Origin of the sequence: Paenibacillus popilliae ATCC 14706 (assembly GCF_000315235.1) — a bacterium.
Lineage (GTDB): Bacteria > Bacillota > Bacilli > Paenibacillales > Paenibacillaceae > Paenibacillus_B > Paenibacillus_B popilliae.
Genome location: NZ_BALG01000052.1, coordinates 23,594 through 45,590, shown reverse-complemented (window position 1 = coordinate 45,590; position 21,997 = coordinate 23,594). Strand labels below are relative to the sequence as shown.

Annotated in this window: 24 protein-coding genes and 2 pseudogenes; 24 read left to right on the top strand and 2 right to left on the bottom strand. The window is 52.7% G+C overall.

What is annotated here, in order from left to right:
* Nucleotides 1-90: 90 nt before the first annotated feature.
* Nucleotides 91-213, top strand: a complete 123-nt coding sequence (locus PPOP_RS20120) for a helix-turn-helix domain-containing protein (RefSeq protein ID WP_479691890.1) — start codon at nucleotides 91-93, stop codon at nucleotides 211-213.
* Between the two features lie 334 nt (nucleotides 214-547).
* Here the strand turns inward: PPOP_RS20120 and serA are convergent, their stop codons facing one another.
* The gene (gene serA, locus PPOP_RS06195; protein WP_006285262.1) at nucleotides 548-2,134 is read right to left on the bottom strand and encodes a phosphoglycerate dehydrogenase; all 1,587 of its coding nucleotides are present in this window, start codon (nucleotides 2,132-2,134) and stop codon (nucleotides 548-550) included.
* Between the two features lie 386 nt (nucleotides 2,135-2,520).
* Here serA and PPOP_RS06190 point away from each other — a divergent pair, with 386 nt between their 5' ends.
* The 23 genes and pseudogenes from PPOP_RS06190 to PPOP_RS20115 form a co-directional block, all read left to right on the top strand.
* A complete protein-coding gene (locus PPOP_RS06190) occupies nucleotides 2,521-3,111 on the top strand; it encodes a CPBP family intramembrane glutamic endopeptidase (RefSeq protein ID WP_006285261.1) in 591 nt (196 codons plus the stop codon).
* Nucleotides 3,108-3,503, top strand: coding sequence for a hypothetical protein (locus PPOP_RS19305; protein WP_006285260.1), 396 nt, complete (start codon nucleotides 3,108-3,110; stop codon nucleotides 3,501-3,503). The genes PPOP_RS06190 and PPOP_RS19305 overlap by 4 nt, the downstream gene beginning before the upstream one ends.
* 6 nt (nucleotides 3,504-3,509) lie before the next feature.
* Nucleotides 3,510-4,319: a metallophosphoesterase gene (locus PPOP_RS06180; RefSeq protein ID WP_006285259.1), complete on the top strand. Its 810-nt coding sequence runs from the start codon at nucleotides 3,510-3,512 to the stop codon at nucleotides 4,317-4,319.
* A gap of 137 nt (nucleotides 4,320-4,456) precedes the next feature.
* Nucleotides 4,457-4,888 (top strand): hypothetical protein, encoded by a 432-nt coding sequence (locus tag PPOP_RS06175; protein ID WP_006285257.1) that lies wholly within the window; start codon nucleotides 4,457-4,459, stop codon nucleotides 4,886-4,888.
* Between the two features lie 260 nt (nucleotides 4,889-5,148).
* Nucleotides 5,149-5,769 carry a genetic competence negative regulator gene (locus tag PPOP_RS06170; RefSeq protein ID WP_006285255.1) on the top strand — a complete coding sequence of 207 codons (621 nt, stop codon included), beginning with the start codon at nucleotides 5,149-5,151 and terminating at the stop codon, nucleotides 5,767-5,769.
* A gap of 168 nt (nucleotides 5,770-5,937) precedes the next feature.
* The gene (locus PPOP_RS06165) at nucleotides 5,938-7,191 is read left to right on the top strand and encodes a Glu/Leu/Phe/Val family dehydrogenase (protein ID WP_006285254.1); all 1,254 of its coding nucleotides are present in this window, start codon (nucleotides 5,938-5,940) and stop codon (nucleotides 7,189-7,191) included.
* A 65-nt stretch (nucleotides 7,192-7,256) separates the two neighbouring features.
* Complete coding sequence (gene prsW, locus PPOP_RS06160; RefSeq protein ID WP_042227621.1) at nucleotides 7,257-7,970, top strand: glutamic-type intramembrane protease PrsW; 714 nt, start codon at nucleotides 7,257-7,259, stop codon at nucleotides 7,968-7,970.
* A 120-nt stretch (nucleotides 7,971-8,090) separates the two neighbouring features.
* Complete coding sequence (locus PPOP_RS23305; RefSeq protein WP_006285250.1) at nucleotides 8,091-8,240, top strand: hypothetical protein; 150 nt, start codon at nucleotides 8,091-8,093, stop codon at nucleotides 8,238-8,240.
* A 119-nt stretch (nucleotides 8,241-8,359) separates the two neighbouring features.
* Nucleotides 8,360-9,703 (top strand): germination protein YpeB, encoded by a 1,344-nt coding sequence (gene ypeB / locus PPOP_RS06155; protein WP_042227612.1) that lies wholly within the window; start codon nucleotides 8,360-8,362, stop codon nucleotides 9,701-9,703.
* Between the two features lie 54 nt (nucleotides 9,704-9,757).
* Nucleotides 9,758-10,003: a diadenosine tetraphosphatase gene (locus tag PPOP_RS06150; RefSeq protein WP_234399698.1), complete on the top strand. Its 246-nt coding sequence runs from the start codon at nucleotides 9,758-9,760 to the stop codon at nucleotides 10,001-10,003.
* Nucleotides 10,004-10,150: 147 nt separating this feature from the next.
* The gene (gene cmk, locus PPOP_RS06145; RefSeq protein WP_006285247.1) at nucleotides 10,151-10,855 is read left to right on the top strand and encodes a (d)CMP kinase; all 705 of its coding nucleotides are present in this window, start codon (nucleotides 10,151-10,153) and stop codon (nucleotides 10,853-10,855) included.
* A 6-nt stretch (nucleotides 10,856-10,861) separates the two neighbouring features.
* A complete protein-coding gene (locus PPOP_RS06140; RefSeq protein ID WP_006285246.1) occupies nucleotides 10,862-11,440 on the top strand; it encodes a lysophospholipid acyltransferase family protein in 579 nt (192 codons plus the stop codon).
* A gap of 224 nt (nucleotides 11,441-11,664) precedes the next feature.
* A complete protein-coding gene (gene rpsA / locus PPOP_RS06135; RefSeq protein ID WP_006285245.1) occupies nucleotides 11,665-12,885 on the top strand; it encodes a 30S ribosomal protein S1 in 1,221 nt (406 codons plus the stop codon).
* Nucleotides 12,886-12,984: 99 nt separating this feature from the next.
* Nucleotides 12,985-13,590 carry a permease gene (locus PPOP_RS06130; RefSeq protein ID WP_148277844.1) on the top strand — a complete coding sequence of 202 codons (606 nt, stop codon included), beginning with the start codon at nucleotides 12,985-12,987 and terminating at the stop codon, nucleotides 13,588-13,590.
* A 138-nt stretch (nucleotides 13,591-13,728) separates the two neighbouring features.
* Nucleotides 13,729-15,051, top strand: coding sequence for a ribosome biogenesis GTPase Der (gene der / locus PPOP_RS06125; RefSeq protein WP_006285243.1), 1,323 nt, complete (start codon nucleotides 13,729-13,731; stop codon nucleotides 15,049-15,051).
* A 12-nt stretch (nucleotides 15,052-15,063) separates the two neighbouring features.
* Complete coding sequence (plsY, locus tag PPOP_RS06120; RefSeq protein ID WP_006285242.1) at nucleotides 15,064-15,678, top strand: glycerol-3-phosphate 1-O-acyltransferase PlsY; 615 nt, start codon at nucleotides 15,064-15,066, stop codon at nucleotides 15,676-15,678.
* Nucleotides 15,668-16,693 (top strand): NAD(P)H-dependent glycerol-3-phosphate dehydrogenase, encoded by a 1,026-nt coding sequence (locus PPOP_RS06115; protein ID WP_006285241.1) that lies wholly within the window; start codon nucleotides 15,668-15,670, stop codon nucleotides 16,691-16,693. The genes plsY and PPOP_RS06115 overlap by 11 nt, the downstream gene beginning before the upstream one ends.
* A 94-nt stretch (nucleotides 16,694-16,787) precedes the next feature.
* Entirely contained in the window at nucleotides 16,788-17,066 is a 279-nt protein-coding gene (locus PPOP_RS06110) for a stage VI sporulation protein F (RefSeq protein ID WP_006285239.1), read from the top strand.
* Nucleotides 17,067-17,241: 175 nt separating this feature from the next.
* Nucleotides 17,242-17,421 carry a DUF2768 family protein gene (locus PPOP_RS06105; protein ID WP_006285237.1) on the top strand — a complete coding sequence of 60 codons (180 nt, stop codon included), beginning with the start codon at nucleotides 17,242-17,244 and terminating at the stop codon, nucleotides 17,419-17,421.
* Between the two features lie 76 nt (nucleotides 17,422-17,497).
* Nucleotides 17,498-17,854, top strand: coding sequence for a 2Fe-2S iron-sulfur cluster-binding protein (locus tag PPOP_RS06100; protein ID WP_006285235.1), 357 nt, complete (start codon nucleotides 17,498-17,500; stop codon nucleotides 17,852-17,854).
* Nucleotides 17,855-17,927: 73 nt separating this feature from the next.
* Nucleotides 17,928-18,668 (top strand): hypothetical protein, encoded by a 741-nt coding sequence (locus tag PPOP_RS06095; protein WP_006285234.1) that lies wholly within the window; start codon nucleotides 17,928-17,930, stop codon nucleotides 18,666-18,668.
* Between the two features lie 367 nt (nucleotides 18,669-19,035).
* Nucleotides 19,036-20,514, top strand: coding sequence for a stage IV sporulation protein A (gene spoIVA / locus PPOP_RS06090; protein ID WP_006285233.1), 1,479 nt, complete (start codon nucleotides 19,036-19,038; stop codon nucleotides 20,512-20,514).
* Between the two features lie 393 nt (nucleotides 20,515-20,907).
* Nucleotides 20,908-21,111, top strand: a pseudogene (locus PPOP_RS20115) (transposase); the annotation flags it as partial.
* Here the strand turns inward: PPOP_RS20115 and PPOP_RS25775 are convergent.
* Nucleotides 21,072-21,984 (bottom strand): annotated as a pseudogene (locus PPOP_RS25775) (helix-turn-helix domain-containing protein). The pseudogenes PPOP_RS20115 and PPOP_RS25775 sit on opposite strands and share 40 nt — an antisense overlap.
* Nucleotides 21,985-21,997: the final 13 nt, after the last annotated feature.

The following is a 21,997-nucleotide window of genomic DNA, read 5'->3' as shown; positions in this document are numbered from 1 at the left end:
ATCAATCAACGACCACGAAAATGTTTGGGCTGGAAGACTGCTCACGAATCCTTCTCAGAAGAACTGTCGCACTTGGCTTGACAATCCGTCATATTGAAAAATGGAAAGGCAAAAGCAATTAGGCGTTCAACTTTAGAGGCAATTTGCAAAGCATTAGAATGCCAACCTGGAGACATTTTAGAATACAAAAGTGACGAAGACACTCAAGAATAATAGACAACAAGTTTCTTCAACCAACAGGTGCATTTAGTTGAGTCCGTATAATTGTGAAAATAGTTTTTTCCAAAATAACGAATGAGGGGGATTTGAAAATGGCCCAATATCAGATTAACGTAGATGGATACGTCCAAAATTGTGCGATTACAAGTTAGAGCAACGAGTTTTACTTGAGGGAATTTACACAACCGTGTATATCCGAAATTCCCGAGGAAGCCGCGTCAACAGCAATTTTGTGAAAAGTGCTCATCATTGCATAAGGCCCGTAGATTTTTTACTAAAATTATATTGCCTGTGGAACAAGTCGCAGGGCTTTGCTTGATCTGAGTCGTTATAATACGATGATTTTCGCTTTCTTGATGTCCGAATGAGCCTTTAGCCCTGCGAGCACATCCTGCGGCACCGACTTGTCCACGGACAGCACCATTATCGCATCTCCGCCGGCAATTTTGCGTCCTACCTGCATCGTGGCGATGTTCACGTCGTTGTTGCCTAGCTGGGAGCCGACCCGTCCGATGACGCCCGGCTTGTCATGATGCGAGATAAGAAGGAGATAGCCGTCCGGGACGAGATCGACCGTATATTTATCGATCTGGACGATCCGCTCACCGTATCCGTTCAGCAGCGTGCCGGCCACGAGCCGTTCCTCGGTGCTGGTCCGCAGCTTGACTGTCAGCAGGTTGGTGAAGCCTTTGGCGATGTGGGATTTCTCTACTAAAATATGGATGTCACGAATCTTGGCCAGATGCATCGAATTCACCTCGTTCACATCGGAGCCATGATGGCGGGACAGCACGCCTTTGACGATGTGGCGCGTAAGCGGCTGGGTGTCCAGCTCGGCCAGATCGCCGCAATAATTGACGACGATCTCCAGGACAGGGCTTTTGGCCATTTGGCCAGCGAATTGCCCCAGCTTCTCGGCGAGCTTGAAGTAAGGCTGAATTATCTTTAGCACGCTTGGCGCGATCGGCGGCATATTGACCGCATTTTTGAACGGTTCGTTCCGCAAGATATGCAGCACCTGTTCGGAGACGTCGACCGCCACATTCTCTTGCGCTTCTATCGTCGATGCACCCAGGTGAGGGGTGACAATGATCTTCGGATGACGCAAGAACGGATGATCCGCAGCCGGCGGTTCCGCTTCGAACACGTCGAAGGCCGCTCCAGCTACGATACCCTCGTCAAGCGCCTCGATAAGCGCCTGTTCATCGATAATGCCGCCGCGGGCGCAGTTAATAATACGCATGCTGCGCTTCATCACTTCGAACTCCGGACGGGAAATCATATGGCGCGTTTCATCGGTGAGTGGAGTGTGGACCGTGATGAAATCGGCCGTGCGGATAATGTCGTCAACCGTTCCGAGCTTAACGCCAAGCTTTTCCGCCCGCTCGTCCGTCATAAATGGATCGTAGCCGATGACTTCCATACCGAATGCCTTGGCGCGCTTCGTGATCTCGCTCCCGATGCGGCCCATTCCGAGCACGCCGAGCGTCTTGTTCATCAATTCGACGCCAAGGAACGATTTGCGGTCCCATACGCCGCTAATCGTCTTCACATACGCTTGCGGAATATGGCGCGACAAGGCCATCATCATGGCGAAGGCATGCTCGCAGGTCGTAATCGTGTTACCGCCCGGCGCATTGATAACGATGATTCCCCGCTTCGTCGCGGCTTCCAGATCGATGTTGTCGACGCCGACACCCGCACGTCCGACAACTTTGAGTTGCTTGGCGGATTCCATGATACGCGCCGTCACCCGGGTCTGGCTGCGGACGAGCAGGGCGTTGACATCACCAATGATGTCGATCAGCTCGTCTTCCGACAATCCGGTCTTCTTCAGGACGGTCACATCCTGCGCATCGACTAGCTGCTGGATGCCGAAATCGCTGATTGGATCCGATACAAGTACTTTAAACATGGATATCTCCTCCCGAAATCTATATCATAGTTAACTATAAAATGTCGTCGGACATGACGAGCACCCCGATGACGCAGCCGGGGAAGGGGTTGGGAAGGTGGCGAGAAGAGAATGGTAAGCGAACTCTGCTTTTAGCCGGAATTTCGATGAATGCGTCTACGACCAAGTTCGACATGCCGCATTGCTTTCTTCATTAACGAGCGTTATCACGCGGATCAGGAGCGGGATGGTGGTCATTCCCTCATTTACCTATTGTAGGGGAATTGTCTGGCCGATTGCAATGGCTAAGGTTGTATCGGAATCATTTTTTCTGATATGATTCATCTGTCGGTTCGGCGCAACTTTACATGCATCTTCGTGTACATACTCGATAAGGTAGGTATCGAATGAAACAAAAATGGAATCCATTTAAAGAACGGCAGTTTCGTGTTCAGGAATTGGACGATCAACTTCTGCTTCTTAACCTGTATCTGACGCAAGGCTTGACCCTGCTGACGGGATTGATATGGATATGGCTGCAGAGCAGAAATCCGTTCGTCCTTCTGGCCCTGCCGGAACAATGGCAGTGGCTATGGTGGAGCGCCGGATTGGCTGTCGTCGTCGTGCTCGTCGATATTGCCGTATCGCAATTCATGCCGGAGAACATGACAGACGACGGGGGCTTGAACGAGAAGCTGTTCGGTAAGCGGTCGATATGGCATATTATCGTCATTTGTCTTATTGTAGGGATATGTGAAGAGCTGCTGTTCCGGGGGGCGGTGCAGCATGCTTTTGGTCCGTACTGGACCAGCATTCTATTCGCTGCGATCCATGTCCGCTATTTACGCCATTGGCTGCCGACGTTGATGGTATTTCTTATCAGCTATGCCCTCGGAGCCGTTAACGAATGGACGGGAACATTGTGGGCACCTATTGCGGCTCACTTTTTCATTGATTTGATTATGGGACTTATTTTACGCTTTCGGAGGGAGTTATGAGCGAGAAGCGGCCTGACCCGTCATTCCGCGGGTTCACACGCAGATCCGCGGCCCCCGACATGGAAGACAGCCAGGCGCTCACTGCGCTGCGTCGGCTGCGGGAAGATTCGGCGCCTAAGGCTTCCACCCCTGGGAAGGAACCGGCCGGGTCTCATCCAGTCACCACAACAACAGCATCGGTGCGCCAGGAAGACGAGCGGGAGGATCATGCGGGGGCTCTCCTTGATGCGGAAGAGGATGAAGATCGTTATTTGCCATCCCGCAAAGAATTGTATCCTTCCAACTATGCAAAAATTACGCGATGGTTTTACAATATATTGTTTTTGCTGTTTATCGGGCTGCTAATCGCTCTCTTCTTATGGGGGCGTCATAAGATGGCGATGGAGGGGTAATTCGCCGTGATTGCTGTTATCGGTCTTGTTGTACTGGGCTTCTGTGCCGTTGCGGGCTACATGTTGCGGGAAGCGAGCGGATGTAACATTGTCGAAGAGGAAGTGTCGTTAAGGCGGCTGCCGTCACCTTTCGACGGGACCCGCTTGTTTTTTATTTCCGATATTCATCGGCGGACAATGACTGAGCGGGAGCTGGCGGCACTGCTGGAGCATGACAAGGCGGATCTCGTCATCCTCGGCGGCGATATGACGGAAGCCGGCGTTCCACTAGAGCGCTGCAGACATAATATACGGATGTTATCGCGTCTTGGGCCTGTGATTGCCATTCATGGCAATCATGATTACAAGACCGATATCCGCAGGCTTGACGATATGCTGCGTGAAATGGGCGTGAGGCTGCTGGACAACGGAGCCTTCCGGTTGGATCGAGACGGAGCGTGGATATGGCTGGTCGGCTGGGATGACTTCAGTACGGGAAGAACCAATACCAGGATCAGTATGCTCGACGTTCGGGAGCAACAGGGATGCACCATCGTCGTCACTCATGATCCACTATCACTGCGCGGCGAGAATATGGAGGGCATCGATTTGGTCCTATCCGGACATACGCATGGCGGCCAAATTTGCTTGCCGGGCCTCGGACCTCTCCGAACAGGGGAGTTTTACCGCCAATACTCGGCAGGCTGGTATCCGTTCGCTGATAAGGAGGGACATCGCACGCGATTGTTCATCAGCAGGGGATATGGGACCTCGCATGCCCCTTTCCGATTATGCAGCCCGCCGGAGGTTCATTTCATTACCCTTCGGGCACACTAAAAAAGCGAGGAGCGAGCTTCGCTGTTCTGGCGGTGGCAAAGCCCCAACGGTTTCCTGAATTTATTGCGCATGGTTCAGGTGAACGACGACAACACTAACAATTGAATCCTAATCATCAAGGAGGGAACACAGTGAACATGAGAGCATTTTTTACCGGTACGGCTCTCGGTGTAATCGCCGGCATGTATATGGCTGATCGCCGCTCGCTTGCCAACCTCCAGTCCAAGCTTCAGTTGGCTGGAGATGTGATGCAGGACGTGATGGGCAAAGCGAAAAACAAAATGATGGACTCTACGATGATGTCCAATCTCGCTGACATGAGCACCTTGTCTCAAGCGTCCGGCCAATCGAACGCGAATGAGTTCAGCCTGGACAAAGTAAAGCAGTTGATCGATCGCGATCCGGAAGTCAAGCGCAAGGTTGACGCGATTCTGCGTGAGAACGGACTGGCTCCGCTGCCTTCATCCATGAATTCTTCGGCTGCTTCCACAAGCGTCCAGAACGACTCGAAGACTTCGGCTCAGCCGTCAGCGGCAAAGTCGGACATGCAGCAGCAAGCCAGCCACTAATGAATAGCAAGTAAGGGGCTGCAAGATCATGCAGCCGATTTGGGCCGTCTTGTTCGAGCAACAAGAGCCGTCGAGCGTTCATCGACGGCTTTTTTTAAGTATTTCTAGTACATATCTGAGTAGATCCGGACAGGCTATTTTATGTAGTGCAAAACATTTGAAATAATGATAACATGAGGTTACAAGGAACCATTTTCAGCACATATTATATGTTGCTTCATAATCTGTTATAACCGAAGTTGCAAAGGAGGGTCCTGTCCATGAAAATCGAACGTCTCAGTCAAGATAAAATCCGTGTTTTTCTTACGTTCGACGATTTGTCGGAGCGCGGGATCCAACGCGAAGATCTGTGGCGCGAGATGACGAAGCTGCAGGAATTGTTCGCAGAAATGATGGACCAGGCTTACACCGAACTCGGATTCGACGCGACGGGACCGCTTGCCGTAGAAGTGTTTGCAATGCCTGCCCAAGGCATGGTTGTCATTGTAACCCGGACCCATTGGAATGGCGCGGGGCATCATATAAGCGGCGCCGATGAAGACGAGCTTGATGATGTGTATGAAATGGAAGTGACGCTGGAAGAGATCGACACCATCGTTTTCGCTTTCCGCGATTTTGAGCATTTGATCGAGGCGGCCCACACGGTGAATATCAAATTCTCCGTCTCTGGCGCGCTATACCAATATAATAATCAGTGGATATTTTATGCTGAACCGGCTGATTTCGACTCTCACCGTCTGCAAGGTCTGGTCTCTATTCTTGCCGAGTATGGGGAAGCCGCGTCCGTAACCGCTGCGGTTCTGGAGGAGTACGGGACATGCATACTCCCGGAGAATGCGATCTCCGTCATTTGCAGTCATTTCCCTCCTCGGCACGCCTAAATGGTTTCTGATGAGTAACAGGGAGCCCGCTTCGGAACGGAGCGAGTCCCCTGTTTTCATTTGTCATCATATGTCAGTCAGTATATTCAAGCTTGAACTCATTGGACACATCAATGTCCAGACCCCCGGTTTCACGAGTTTATCTACTATCAACCTATGAGGTGAATAATGATGACCGCTAATAATTGCAACTCCCTACTTGCTTCCACTCAGCTCGTAATTGAACAGGCATTGCAGCGTCTGGGTTATGGACAAGATATGGTGGAACTGATGAAGGAGCCGCTTCGCATGCTGACGGTGCGGATACCGGTGCGCATGGATAACGGCAAAGTTCAGGTGTTCACCGGCTTCCGCGCCCAGCATAACGATGCTGTCGGTCCAACCAAGGGAGGTGTGCGCTTTCATCCGGATGTGACGGAAGAAGAGGTCAAGGCCCTGTCTATATGGATGAGCTTGAAATGCGGAATTGCAGACTTGCCGTACGGCGGCGGCAAAGGCGGAATTATTTGCGACCCGCGCCGGATGTCGTTCGGCGAACTGGAGCGGTTGAGCCGTGGATATGTCCGTGCGATTAGCCAGATGGTTGGTCCGAACAAGGACATTCCGGCGCCGGACGTCATGACGAACTCGCAAGTTATGGCATGGATGGTCGATGAGTACAGCCATATTCGGGAATTCGACTCCCCGGGCTTCATTACGGGCAAGCCGATCGTGCTTGGAGGATCGAGGGGGCGTGAGACCGCCACGGCGCAGGGCGTCGTCATGATGATCTTCGAAGCACTCAAGGTGCGCGGCATTCCGCTCAAGGATGCGCGCGTCATCGTTCAGGGCTTCGGGAACGCCGGCAGCTATTTGTCCAAGTTCATGCATGAAGCGGGAGCGAGGGTGGTCGGCATCTCCGATGTCAACGGCGCACTCTACGATCCGGAAGGACTCGATATCCCGGATTTGATAGACCGCCGGGATTCGTTCGGCACCGTCACCAATTTGTTCAAAAATACGATTACGAACGAAGAATTGCTCGTCCAGCCTTGCGAAATTCTCGTTCCGGCAGCGATTGAGAATCAGATTACCGAGGATAACGCCCATCAGATTCAGGCGAGCATTATCGTTGAAGCGGCCAACGGACCGACGACGATCGAAGCGACCAAGATGGTCACGGAACGGGGCATCCTGCTCGTGCCGGACGTCTTGGCAAGCGCCGGCGGCGTCATCGTGTCTTATTTCGAGTGGGTACAGAACAACCAAGGCTACTACTGGACTGAGGAAGAAGTTATGCAGAAGCTGAAAAAGCTGATGACCCAGGGCTTCAACAAAGTATACGAGACGCATCGGATGAAGCAAGTGGACATGCGGTTGGCCGCTTATATGGTTGGCGTACGCAAGACAGCTGAAGCGGCGCGCTATCGGGGGTGGGTGTAAGTGTGGGCATCGAACCGGCTATCGTAGCGATAGCCGCCAGCACTTCAGATACGGCCGTGCAGACGATGGTATCAACTACGCCGATACTGCCTTTGCTTATGGCAGCGATAGCCCCCGGCATTGCGCTGTTGGTGTACTTCTATCTGAAGGACCGCTATGATTATGAACCGATTCATATGGTTGTGCGCGTGTTCCTGCTCGGACTTTTGATGGTCTTCCCGATTATGATTGTGCAGCACGGGCTGGTACTGTGGTGGGGAGACACCCCGCTCGTCTCCTCCTTTGCCATTTCGGCCGGGGTGGAAGAGGCGGTCAAATGGTTCGTGCTGTATCATATGATCTATAATCATGTTGAGTTCGACGAGCATTACGACGGAATTTTATATGCTGTTGCCGTGTCTCTCGGCTTTGCTACCATCGAGAACGTACTTTATGCCTGGATTTATCATTCTTCCTTTTCACAATTGCTCCTGCGGGCACTGCTGCCGGTATCGGGGCACGCGATGTTCGGCGTTATGATGGGCTACTATATGGGCAAGGCGAAGTTCACCAAGGACAATGCCGGACGGACCAGGCATTACCTGGCCTATTCCCTGCTGTTTCCTATTTTCTGGCATGGCATTTATAATCTGATATTGTTGACGGTGACACGTTACTGGATATGGTTTGTCGTACCGCTCATGATTTTTCTGTGGTACTACGGAATGGGGAAGGTGCGCAGGGCGAATGCCCGCTCGCCCTTGCATCTAGTGAAGCGGGAGGAAGAGATTAATATGTGAACCGGCAGGCAATACTAGCATTTAGGAAGCAAGGGCGATTCTTGCTGTTTCCTCTTATGAAGCGAGGTGTTTGCAAGCGACGTTGTGAACGCCTCTTACAGATGATGGAGGAGTGAGCGTGTGCGGGTAAAAGTAACCATTCGCTGCAACCGGTGCGGCGAGAAGTTCGTGCTGCGCGGCAAGAGGGAAAAAGGCCGAGTGGAAACGGGATTCAAGCAATGTCTGTGTGACAACCGCGATAATTTTGAAGTCGAAGAAGAACCGATTTGAGTTGCCTCGTTGTCAGATGAAGAGAGTAACATAAGGAAACGATGCATAAACCTTCCGCTGTTCCAGCAAACTATGGACAAATCCATGTATAAGTTGCTGTGAAGGGAGACGTTTGTACCATGTATAAACGATTTAGTGCCGTCATGTTTCCGATCGTTACGCTCTTTTTCGTTGGAGCGATCGTGTGGGGCTATCAAGAGCATCAAGAGAAAAATTCAATCTTAATCAAGGCGGAAAACCAATATCAACGAGCATTCCATGATTTGACGTACCATGTTGACAGGCTGCACAGCGAACTGGGACGCACCCTCGCGGTCAACTCACTATCGCAGGCGATGCACCGCAAAGGGCTCGCCAATGTATGGAGGATTACGAGCCAAGCGCAGAATGAGATTAACCAGCTTCCGCTGACACTGTTGCCGTTCAACAAGACGGAGGATTTTCTGTCTCGTATCTCTAATTTCGCTTATCGTACCTCGATTCGCGATCTGACCAAAAAGCCGCTGTCGGACGACGAGATGAAAACGCTGAAGACGCTGTATAAGAACGCGGGCGAGATTTCAGAAAATTTACAGCAGGTTCAGCATAAAGTGCTCGCCGACAATTTGCGCTGGATGGATGTCGAGACCGCGATGGCGTCAGAGCAAAAAACGATGGACAATACGATTATCGACGGCTTCAAAACCGTAGACAAAAAAGTAGGCGAGTATCCAGAGATGAATTGGGGACCTACCATTGCCAATATCTATACGAAGCGTTCCGTCAAGATGCTGAAAGGCCAGCCGCTAAGCGTAGAGCAGATCCGGCAGAAGGCGGAACAATTTTTGGGCAAAAAAAATTACAAGAAAATTGAAGTCCGAGATAACGGCAAAGGAACGGAGTATGAATCCTACACGGCGTTCGCCGACTACGGTAATGACGGGAAGGGAACCGTAACGTTGGATTTTACGAAGCAGGGCATGTTGATGGCGTATATGGACGCGCGCGAGATGAAGCAGAAGCGAATCTCGATGAAGCAGGCCACCCAATTCGCTAAGCAGTTTTTGAAGCAACATGGCTATCCCGACATGGAGGCCGTCAAATACAATGAATTCAACCGCATCGGCAGCTTCACCTTCGTACCGGTCATTAACGGCGTCTATGTCTATCCACAGCAAGTCAGCGTGCGCGTCGCGCTTGACAACGGGGAAGTGACTGGGCTCCAGGCGACGGATTATGTATATGAGTATAAGGATCGGAACATCGGCAAGGCCAAGCTTACGAAGCAGGAAGCGCGGAAGATGCTGCACCCGGAAATCGAGGTTCTGTTCGAGCGGCTGTCCCTGATTAAAAATGATGATGGAGAAGAAGTGCTGTGCTATGAATTCGGCGGTAAGATCAATGGCAACACATACCGCATCTATATCAACGCCGAAAATGGACGAGAAGAGCACATCGAAGAGATGACTGCCGTGCACGAATAACATTTGCACCGCAGAAGCGCCGGCTGGGCATCTACCCTGAAGACAGGAGGAGGCTTGACGGCGCTTTGTGCTGTAATAACAAGGAGGAAGTGGGAGCCGGTGTGCGATCGGGAAGCGGCAATTATGGATTGGTGGGAACGGATTTTCAGGTGGATGGTTCGAATTGGTTTGGCCTTTGCTGCGGCGCTGCTTGCGGTTCAGTTGCTGCTTATGCACGGCGGGATAAGAAGCTTGCTCTGCAAAGTGGAGAGGCTGGAAGGCGTGCCGCATCCGGCAGATGGCCCCGCGAAGAAGCCGTGAATCGGATTCGGGGACCGGGCAGATCCTCTTATTTCCCGTTTTGCATCCCTTCATGAAGTGTGGTATAATTTTGACGTCGCAGGCAACGCCTGCTTTTTTAGTGATATCTCTATACATGGTGAGTGTTCCAGGAAGGAGTCAGACTCGTTGACCGTACAGTCCAACGCTCCTGCGCTTCGTTTGAATATCGCTATCGACGGGCCTGCAGGAGCTGGGAAGAGCACAGTAGCCCGCCTCGTTGCCCACGATTTGGGTTATACGTATATCGACACCGGTGCCATGTACCGAGCGGTAGCGTTACATATGTTACGATTGGGAATTGATCCGGAGGATGCGGATGCGATTCATGCAGCGATACAGGGTGTCGCGATTCAATTGATTCCGCTTGATTCCAGGCAAGCCGTTCTGTTGAACGGAACCGACGTTACGGACGAGATCCGGACGCCGGAGATTAGTCGGCTTGCGTCCTCGTATGCCCGGTCATCCGCCGTTAGGGAGAGGCTTGTCCACCTCCAGCGCAGCATGGCTGCCCGCAAGGGAGTCGTAATGGATGGCCGCGATATTGGCACGCATGTACTTCCCGATGCCGAACAGAAATGGTTCGTTACTGCGTCCGTCGAAGAGCGCGCGCGCCGGCGTTACGCCGAATCGAGCGGCGTGAACGGTCCGACCGTAGAGCAATTCGTGCGGGAGATTGCGGCTCGCGACAAGCAGGACGAGACGAGGGACGTATCTCCGCTGCGGCAGGCGGAAGACGCCATTCTGCTCGATACGACGCGTATGACGATAGATGAGGTCGTTCGTGTCATCGTGGATCAGGCCAAATTATTATGCAGAGATGGGGAACGGTAATCAATTATGTTTTATACAATGATGAGGGCGCTGCTTCGCCTGATATACCGCCTTCTTTTCCGGTTGGAAGCATCCGGGATTGAGCATGTACCGAAGGATGACGGCGTTGTCCTCTGCTCCAACCATATCAGCCTGCTGGACCCTCCGGCGATAGGCATCTTGCTGAAGCGGCGCATCCGCTTCATGGCGAAGGCCGAGCTTTTCAACATACCGGTATTCGGAGCCGCCATCAAGGCGTTGGGCGCATTCCCCGTCAAGCGGAATGGCGTCGGCAAAGAAACGATCCGCACGGCGTTTCAATTGCTTCAGGACGGGGATATTATGGGCATATTCCCTGAAGGCACGCGCACTACGGACCAATCGGCCGCAGCGAAGAAGGGAGCGGCGATGATTGCGCTCCGTAGCGGCGCGGCTGTCGTTCCGGTGGCGATTATCGGCAGCTATAAGCTGTTCCGCAAGACCCGGGTCGTCTATGGTCCGCCCATTGATATGTCGGATCTGCTGGAGAAGAAGGGAAGCAACGTACTGGAGACGGCAACCGACCGCATTATGAACCAGATCAACGGCCTTAAGCGAGGAGGTTGACGAATCCAAGGCTCGGCGTGCATGATTTTCCGCTAACGTAAGATACTACAGGTATTATTTACACGTTATTTTCAAGATTGTTACGATATCCCGACGCAACGGATTCGTATCGTAAGGCATCGTAATAGTGGTACCGGTTGCAGAAGGGCACGGAAGAGTCCTTGCGAAGTCGGCCTCTAAGGCGGGGTTCAATAAATGGGGTTTCAATTGAGGAGGTAGTTCACATGTCTGAAGAAACAAAAGTCAACGAAACAGCCGAAGCGGCAAACCAGGATGTAATGGAAAACATCGTGTCCGTCAAAAAAGGGGATACCGTCAAAGGCACGATTGTCAAAATCGACGACAACCAAGCGGTCGTTAGCATTGGATATAAATATGACGGTGTCATTCCCGTTCGCGAATTGTCTTCCGTATCCGTAGACAATATTGCGGACGTTGTCCAAGTAGGGCAAGAAGTCGAGTGTAAGGTTGTGAGCATCGACGATGACAAGGAACGCATGGTTCTGTCCAAGCGGCAAGTAGACAGCGAGAATGCATGGGATGTTATGCAGCAGCATTTCGACAACAACGAAGTATTTGAAGTTACGGTTGTTGATGTCGTCAAGGGCGGCGTCGTAGCCGATGTCGGTGTCCGCGCATTTATTCCTGCATCCATGGTAGAGCGTCACTTCGTAGAAGACTTCAGCGATTACAAAGGCCGTACGCTGCGCGTAAAAGTTAAGGAAATTGATCGCGAGAACAACAAGCTCATTCTGTCCCAAAAAGAAGTGCTTGACGAAGAGTTCGAAGCGAACAAGAAGCATGTCATGGAGAGCCTGAGTGAAGGCCAAGAGCTGGAAGGCACCGTACAGCGTCTGACACAATTCGGTGCATTTGTTGACGTGGGGGGCGTGGACGGTCTCGTACACGTATCCGAAATGGCTTGGCACCATGTCGATAAGCCGTCGGATTTGGTCCAAGAAGGACAGAAAGTAAACGTAAAAGTATTGAAAGTCGATCCGGCGAACGGCAAAATCAGCCTAAGCATGAAAGCAACTCAGCAAGGACCTTGGGAGCAAGCGGCTGACAAGATCAAAACAGGCGATATTTTGACTGGTGAAGTGAAACGTCTCGTAGACTTTGGCGCCTTCGTTGAAGTAGCTTCTGGCGTTGAAGGCTTGGTCCACATTTCCCAAATCGCGCATCGCCACATTACGACTCCTTCTGAGGTGCTGAAGCAAGGACAAACCGTCCAAGTGAAGGTGCTTGACTTTAATCCCGCTGAGAAGCGTGTCAGCTTGAGCATCAAGGAGACGGAAGAAGCGCCGACTCATACGCCAAAAGCAGAGAGGAAAGTGATGAAGGAAGAGCTAAGCAATAACCCGAACGTTTCTATGAGCAATCAAGGAATGAGTGTTACTTTGGGTGAGCGCTTCGGCGATATGCTTAACAAGTTCAAAAAGTAACCGAATCCCTGTCCTTCGGCGGGCTCCTCAAGAGCCCGCCGTTTATTTTTTCAGGCTCCTTCAAATAATAAGCAAAAAAGGAATCGGAGTTGAAGCAATGTGTTGCCGGGGATGCTGTCTCGTATTTTGTTGCTCTGCTGTGCTATATTGATGGTGACTGGATGGAGGGAGGTGCTGCTGCGTGGAACCGCCCGATCGGTCATACTCCTGGTCAGCTTGTTCTGGCTGTTCTATCATAATGCCGGCTTCGGGCTGCTGCCGGAAGGACGCGGGATTCAGCCGGTATGGCTGTTGTGGTGCATGATCGCGGGAAGTCTGGGCGGTCTGCAGGCACAAGCCTCCGGCTGGCTCATGTTCGCTCTGGCCGGACGCATCGTATTGATTGCGGCGGTCTGGCTGTGGACGGCGCTACTGGCCCAGTCGGCGGTCTGGCTGCTCCCGCTTCTCCCGGTGCACAGCGCCGCCTATCTGATGATTATTGCGATCGTGCTGCTGTGCTCACGGGAGTGGACGCAACAGTGGATCATGCTGACGCTGGGGCTAACGGCGGGGGAGTGGCTGATCCAATTGAAGCTGTCCCCAACCGCTGAATTCGGCAGCGCCGCCGTGCAGGATGCGTGGTGGCTCGTGTTTGTGACTGCCCGGCTGCTGTCTGTTGTCATCGAATGGTCACGGCACAAATGGATTCAGACGCGCTTGCAATGAGCGGGTGGTGTATCGCCCGTACCGGATAAATAGAGCTGCAAATTCGTCAGGTCTCCTGCAAATTGGTTAGCCAAGGCGCTGATTTTTTGATATGATGAACTACATGTAGATTTGCATTAGAGATGAGGAGTGAACTGCATGGCAAAACCCGTTGTTGCCATTGTCGGGCGGCCGAATGTCGGCAAGTCGACCATTTTTAACCGAGTCATCGGCGATCGTTTGGCCATAGTGGAGGACAAGCCTGGCGTGACACGTGACCGTATTTACGGAACGGGCGAATGGAATGGCAAGCCGTTCAGCATTATTGACACGGGCGGAATTGAAGTGTATGGCGAAGACGAGATGCTCCGTTCCATCCGTGTGCAGGCCGAACTGGCCATTGAGGAAGCGGATGTCATTGTTTTCATGTGCGAAGCGAAGAGCGGCGTAACTCAGGCGGACGAGGAAGTGGCTGAGATTCTGTTCCGTTCCGCCAAGCCGGTAGTTCTTGCGATTAACAAAGTAGACAACTTGCAACGCATGGACGATGTTTATGAATTTTACAGTCTTGGATTCGGGGATCCGGTGCCTATCTCCGGTTCGCACGGCACAGGACTTGGCGATTTGTTGGATGAAGTGGTCCACAGGTTCCCGGAGACGACCGAGGAAGAGTACGATGAGGATGTCATCCGGGTCGCCCTGATCGGAAGACCGAACGTAGGCAAATCCTCGCTCGTCAATGCCATATTAGGCGAGGACCGCGTCATTGTAAGCGATATTGCCGGCACGACGCGCGATGCGATCGATACTCCGTTCGAGAAGGACGGACAGCGGTTCGTGCTGATCGATACGGCCGGCATGCGCAAGCGCGGCAAAGTGTACGAGACGACCGAGAAATACAGCGTCATGCGCTCCATGAAAGCGATCGAGCGGGCGGATGTCGTCCTTGTCGTCATCAACGGCGAAGAAGGCATCATAGAGCAGGACAAGCATATTGCAGGCTATGCCGATGAGGCCGGCAAGGCGGCGCTGTTTATCGTCAATAAATGGGATGTCGTCGAGAAGAACGATCGCACGATGCATGAATTCGAGACGAAGATTCGCGATCATTTCCTGTTCATGCCTTATGCGCCTATCGTCTTCCTATCCGCCAAGACGAGGCAGCGGCTTCACAAGCTGCTGCCGGTCATCGAGCATGTCGCAGAGAAGCATGCGAAGCGCATACCGACCCATCTACTTAACGATGTGATAAGCGATGCGGTCGCTTACAACCCTCCGCCAACGGATAAAGGCAGACGACTTCGCATTAATTATGCGACGCAGGTTGCAGTGAAGCCGCCGACGATGATTATCTTCGTGAACGACCCGGAACTGATGCATTTCTCCTATGAGCGCTATTTGGAGAACCGAATCCGGTCGTCGTTCGACTTCGAGGGTACGCCGATACGGCTGTTCACCCGCCGCAAATCCGATGAAGGTTAGGGGAGAACGGAATTGGTATATTCAATCATTGTCATTGTAGCAAGTTATTTCATCGGTTCAATCAGCTTCAGCCTGCTGTTCGCCAAATGGCTGCGCGGGATCGATATCCGGCAGCATGGGAGCGGCAATGCCGGCGCGACCAATACACTGCGCGTGTTGGGCAAGGGACCGGCCATCTGCGTGCTGCTGCTGGATGCGCTCAAAGGAATTGTGGCCGTGCTGCTTGGATGGTGGCTGGCCGATAATGCCTGGGTGATGGTTGGATGCGGCATCGCGGCGATCGCCGGCCATAATTGGCCGGTGTACTTCCGTTTTCGCGGCGGCAAAGGGATCGCGACGACGATTGGCGTGCTGGCGATGCTTGCTTTTTGGCCCGCCTTCACGGCAGGCGTGCTGGCCATCGCCTCGATTGTCTGGAAGCGGTATGTGTCCCTCGGCTCGCTTATTTTTACGCTGCTGACACCGGTCTTTATTTTGATTTATCGTTATGATTGGCCGATATTTTGGGGCAGTCTGCTTATTTGTGCGTTCGCCTTCTATCGTCACCAAAGCAATATTATGAAGTTATGGAGAGGCACGGAGAATCGCCTCGCCTCGAAGAAAGGAGAGGTACCGCGTGTCCGCTAAAGTTGCCGTGCTCGTCGCCGGAAGCTGGGGGACGGCACTCAGTGAGGTGCTTGCACAAAATGGGCATGACGTGTATTTATGGACACGGAATTGTGACCAGGCGAAAGAAATGAATGAGAAGCATCGCAACGGAAAATATTTGCCGGACGTCGTGCTTCACCCTGGCTTGAAGGCGACATGCAGCATGCAGGAAGCGATGGAAGGGGCCTCGGCATGCGTTGTCGTGGCGCCTTCATCTGCCATGCGCCAAGTGGCGGGGCAGATGAAGCCGTATGTTACGGATGAAATGATTATCGTCCATGCGACCAAAGGCTTTGAGACCGAATCGCTCGCCCGCATGTCGGAAGTATTGGCTGCGGAGTTCGAATGGGACTTGGAGCGAATCGCAGTCCTGTCGGGACCGAGTCATGCGGAGGAGGTGGTTCTGCAGTGCCCGACGACGGTAGTCGTCGCTTCCGCCGGCTTGAAGACGGCGGAGCAGGCGCAGGATTTGTTCATGAATGACACTTTCTTCCGGGTGTATACGAATCCCGATGTTCTTGGCGTCGAGTTGGCCGGCTCGCTGAAAAATATTATCGCGCTTGGCGCGGGTCTGACCGATGGGCTTGGCTTCGGCGATAATGCCAAAGCGGCTTTGCTGACGCGCGGATTGGCCGAGATAGCGCGGCTCGGTGTGAATATGGGTGCCAATGCGCTTACATTTGCGGGCCTGGCTGGCGTTGGCGACCTTGTCGTCACCTGTACAAGCCAGCATAGCCGCAATTGGCGCGCAGGCTCGATGATCGGGCAAGGCATGGCCGTGGACGATGTGTTGTCCCAGATGGGAATGGTCGTCGAAGGCATCCGCACGACAATGGCCGCCTACCGTCTGTCCGAGCAATATGGAGTGCAGATGCCGATTACCGAGCAGTTGTACCGCGTCCTGTTCGAAGGCAGGGAAGCGAAGACGGCGGTAGAATATTTGATGGGCCGCGTCCGCAAGCATGAGATCGAAGAAGTGGCTGCCTGGTCCTGATCGTTCAAGGCAGAATGTGGAATCCGGCAGTATCTCTCACCTCTTATGAAGTCTGTTCATACATTGTAGGTAAACAGACTTGAGGAGGGAGTATATGTCGAATAACAAATTCCCGAAGGAAGCCTTGAACAAGATCAACAAGAAAGCCGGCAAAAACATTACCGAAAACCAAATCAAAAAGCTTGCCGGCTCGGTTAAGCCTTCCACGCTTCAGAGCGAGACCCAACTGCGCCAACTCATCAAGCAGGTCGCTACGGTGGCGAAGCTTCCCGTGACGGAAGCTACGATAAATGATATTGTCAGTGCCGTGAAGAAGAGTGGCATGAATCCGAACAACATGGAAGCGTTGATGAAAATGATGATGAAGAAGTAGCGGTTACCGTCCCGAACCGGCCGGCAGCGTGAGCGGATGCTTACGCTGCTTTTTTTTGTCAACTGGCCCGGATAAGCTGCAGCTTGCGAGGAGGAAACATCAACTCTCGTTTTCTTCTGGGGATATAAATGGTATAATAAGGACAGTTTTGTTAGGAATGGGAGAATCAGAGGCTATGGATGGGATGACGAAGATGTGGGTATCGTTTATCGGAATTGGCCTGATGACCTTCTCCGCCCTTTTAATCATGTTCGCCAGAATGAAAACCAAGGGTTGGGTCAAAGGCGTTCTATCGTTTATCGCATTCATAATGTTATTGGCCGGCATGCTGTACGGCCTGATTTCCATGATGTAAATGATAAATAGAAATGTGAGTTCAAAAAAGGCTGGTTTTCAGCACCGAGACAGTTGCAGTGAAAAGGAGGGGCGCTGTGGGAACGCGCGTAACATTCACGTCGGCTGGCAAAGTTATTGATGTCGTCCGGGCTGCGACGATACTGGCGGCCGCCCGTCAGGCCGGAGTTGCCGTGCGAACGCGCTGCGGAGGGAAAGCGGGCTGCCTCCTGTGCAAGGTGAACGTGTCCGGCGATGCGCATGCCGTTACGGCGCCGACGCCGCCTGAGGTACGGAAGATGGGGATAAAGGAGACGCTGGGCGCTCGCCTGGCTTGCCAGGTCCGGCTGAACGGGAGAACGGGAAGCGTAACGGTCGAGGTGCCGGAAGATCCACTGATAGCGCTCGTCCGCCGCAAGCTGGAGGAACAGCGGGGCGAGAGCTCATTGTGGTAGATGGCTCAATACGAATGTTCAACAAGGCAAGCTTTCAACGGAATCATCCTCTACTCGAAACAGGCAGGAGGGAATGGCTGTGAACCGAAAACGAAAGGTCGGCATCGTGGCTGTAACCGCTCTATTGCTGGCGCTGCTGCAAGGATGCATGTATCCGAAGGAGTTGCGGAAGGAGAATCAGCAGTCTGCCCGCGAGAGCGTGCTGCTCGTACAGAGCGCAGTGAATGAATATTTGAAGGATACCGGGTTGCTCCCGATACAGAATAGCGAAGAGGATGTTCCCCGATACGAGAAGTTCCGCGTTGACTTCGAGGCACTGAAGCACAGTGGCAAGCTGAGTGCCACACCGTCTAGTGCGTTCGAGGCGGGCGGCGCCGGATCCTATCTTATCATTGACGAAGAAACGGAGCCGAAGGTCTGCATCATGGATTTGGCGGTGGCGCAATATGTGAACGATGTCGCCCGTGCCGTCGCTTCCTACACACGCAAGCAGGGACGCCTGCCTTCGAAGGAGGAGGCCTACCCTGGCTTCTACCGCATCGATGAAGCAGCCGTCGGTCTTAAGGCGTCGAACGTGAGAAATCCGTTCAGTGGAGAACCGTTGGCGCTTATGATGGATGAACAGGGACGCGTCTACGCCGATTACGCGATGGAGCTAATGCAGGTAATCGAGGCGTGGGATTCGCCGCCCGCCGAGGACAAAGCCGATCTGCGCCCGCTGCTGACCGAGAGTTCATGCTATGTACCGGTCAAATCCGTCCCATACCTATGGAACGAAGGGGCCCCTTGCCCGCAAGCAGAACCCGCATCGTAATCAACGTGCCGGCAAGCGAGACACTACAAGAGCAAGACCGTATAGAATTTTTCCGTACGGTCTTGCTTGCGTTGTCATACTTTTCTTTGACTTTCATATACCTGATTTGGAAGGCGTGAGTGCCGCCCGGCGAAGAAAAATGTTGCGATTAGGGGTCATATTTGCGACAGGTGCGTAATAAGATGGTACTAGTCCAAAAACATGTACGAGTTGCGTCGCAATGCCCTTGTACAACGTGAAGTCTCGGCGGAGAACACTGGCGACAACGGCAACAGTTCAATCCTAGCAACGGTGCCAATCGTTTCAGAAGGACGAGAGGCGGACGAAAGCCTCTTGTCCGTCGGAACATTTTGAGGAGGGGATATCATTGGAAAAAGTGGACATCTTTAAGGACATTGCCGAGCGTACCGGCGGGGATATTTACCTCGGGGTCGTCGGTTCGGTCCGCACGGGGAAATCGACTTTTATTAAACGCTTCATGGAGACGGTCGTTCTTCCGAATATTACAAATGAATCCGACCGCATTCGCGCTGTCGACGAACTGCCACAGAGCGCTGCGGGCAAAACGATTATGACGACGGAACCGAAGTTCGTACCGAACAATGCGGTTCAGATTAAGGTGGCGGAAGGACTGGAGGTGAACGTCCGTCTGGTGGATTGCGTCGGTTACGCCGTGGAAGGCGCAAAAGGCTACGAAGACGAAAACGGGCCTCGGATGATCAATACGCCATGGTTCGAAGATCCGATTCCGTTCCAGGAGGCGGCAGAGATCGGCACGCGGAAGGTCATTCAGGAGCATTCCACCCTGGGCGTCGTCATCACGACCGACGGTACGATCGCTGAGATTCCGCGCCATTCGTATGTCGACTCCGAAGAACGGGTCATCAACGAACTGAAGGAAGTCGGCAAGCCGTTCGTGCTCGTCATCAATTCGACGCGTCCGAAGAGCGAAGAAACCGTTAGGCTGCGCAACGAGCTGCAGGAGAAGTACGACATTCCGGTGATGGCTCTCAGCGTCGCTACGATGAGCGAAGATGACGTGATGGGCGTGCTGCGGGAAGTGCTGTACGAATTTCCGGTTCATGAAGTCAATGTCAATCTGCCGAGCTGGGTCATGGTGCTCCATGACAACCACTGGCTGCGCACCAGCTATGAGAGCTCGGTTCGCGATACCGTTAAAGATATCCGCCGTCTGCGCGATGTCGACCGCATCGTACAGCAGTTCATGGACTATGAATTCATCGCCCGCGCCGGACTTAGCGGGATGGATATGGGGCAAGGCGTTGCCGAAATCGACTTATACGCGCCAGAAGAGCTGTATGACCAAATTTTGATGGAGGTCGTCGGCGTTGAAATACGGGGCAAGGATCATTTGCTCCAACTGATGCAGGAATTCTCCCATGCGAAGCGGGAATATGACCGGTTCGCCGATGCGCTGGAGATGGTGAAGACGACGGGCTACGGGATCGCGGCTCCGACGTTAAGCGAGATGGCTCTCGACGAGCCGGAGCTTATCCGCCAAGGAGCGCGCTTCGGGGTGCGGCTGAAGGCGACGGCCCCGTCCATTCATATGATTCGGGTCGACGTCGAATCCGAATTCGCGCCAATTATCGGCACGGAGAAGCAGAGCGAGGAATTGATGCGCTACCTGATGCAGGACTTCGAGAACGACCCGACGAAGATCTGGGAATCCGACATCTTCGGCCGTTCCCTCCATTCCATCGTCAGGGAAGGCATCCAGGGCAAGATCGCGATGATGCCGGACAATGCCCGCTACAAGCTGCAGGAGACACTGGGCCGTATCATCAACGAAGGGTCGGGCGGCTTGATTGCCATCATCCTCTGACGGAAGATTCATGTCGGAAAGGGAGTATAGCTCAGGCACTCCTTGTTCTCTCGGGAACAGGGGCGGCTTGAGCTATTTTGTACGAAAATGACTTCTTGCACGAAGTAGCATGGCTCTGTAAATAGTGCAAATAGACCCCCTGCAGATGGTTTTATTCATATATGGAAAACGGGATTTATCCATATTTCCCCACGGTCTCTTCGTGCATATTCAACCTGCACACCGTTCCCATAACGCATCCATTTCAGCTTCACGCCCTTACTTTGGATTGAACCGATCATGCAGCAACGAGAGGTGTACTTTTATACACGTGCTCAGGGCAACAATCGGCGGTGCTCAAAGCTGCAATAGGCCCGGTTTAATACGTGAAGTGCTTGGTCATAGACTGGGTGAACTTGGGGCACATTCTTCCAAGAACTCAAGCATCGTGGGTTACGGGGCGTAGATTACATCGTCTCTGACCAGCACGGCGGACTTGTACGTGCGACGATTCGAGGCATTTTAGATGCTCCAGACTTGGAAACGGCTCGACTATTACTTGATAAAACGTTAGAGACCTACAGTGAGAAAGCAGAGCGTGCGATACGCATATTGGAAACGTATACCATAGCGATGATATTTTTTTCAGAGCGGTAACCACGAGTCTTTCGTTTGGCCGCTTGGAATAAGCTATTCACTCCTTCAAGCAGTTTCTTGTTGGGCGGCACTCAGGTTTTCCGGATTCTTCGGCCACATATACCGAGTATCTTTTCATTCCGCGCAGCCTTTTCGTTGCGTGCTGCGTACTACATCAACGGCTTCGTTTGCGGCCTGAATGACATGAATGGCCACCATGGGCTTCCAGTTGCTTTTTGCATTCTATCCATGTGCTGGAGTCTTTACCCTTGGTCACGCAAATGACGTTTTTTCGCTCCGGATCCATGAATAGGGTGATGTAGTTGTGCCCGCGTTTAGCAGACGTTTCGTCGGTGTTGATCTTCGTTACATAGGAGGGATCCTGCGCCGCGATGGCGTTATCCACATCGTGATGGAGAATCCGCCATAAACGCGTATCATGTTCTCCGACAAATCGACTGACGGCACTCATGGGCATATCCTTAGCTAATGCGATGATGAGCGCATCGAAATGCAAGGTGAAGTCATGCTTCGGTTTGTCCAAGACCCACGGTACGGTTACCCGGATAATGGTATTGCATTGGCCACCGTTTGTTCTGGGAAGCTCGGCATGAATGTAACTCGGATACTTGAAGAAGTTGAGATGCCTCCATGTTCGATTAGGGTTGGCGATATCCCGAACCGGTTGATTAGGTGCTCCACACTTCGCACAAGAAAATAACGCCCGCTTACGAAACTTGACATACACATCTAATTGTTGGCTTCCAGGCTGAAATCAACCCGATGGATATACCAAGGCTCCGGTATATGAAGCATCTCTTCGAACTGACCTTCCGTTAAATTTGCCATAAACATATGAAAACACCTC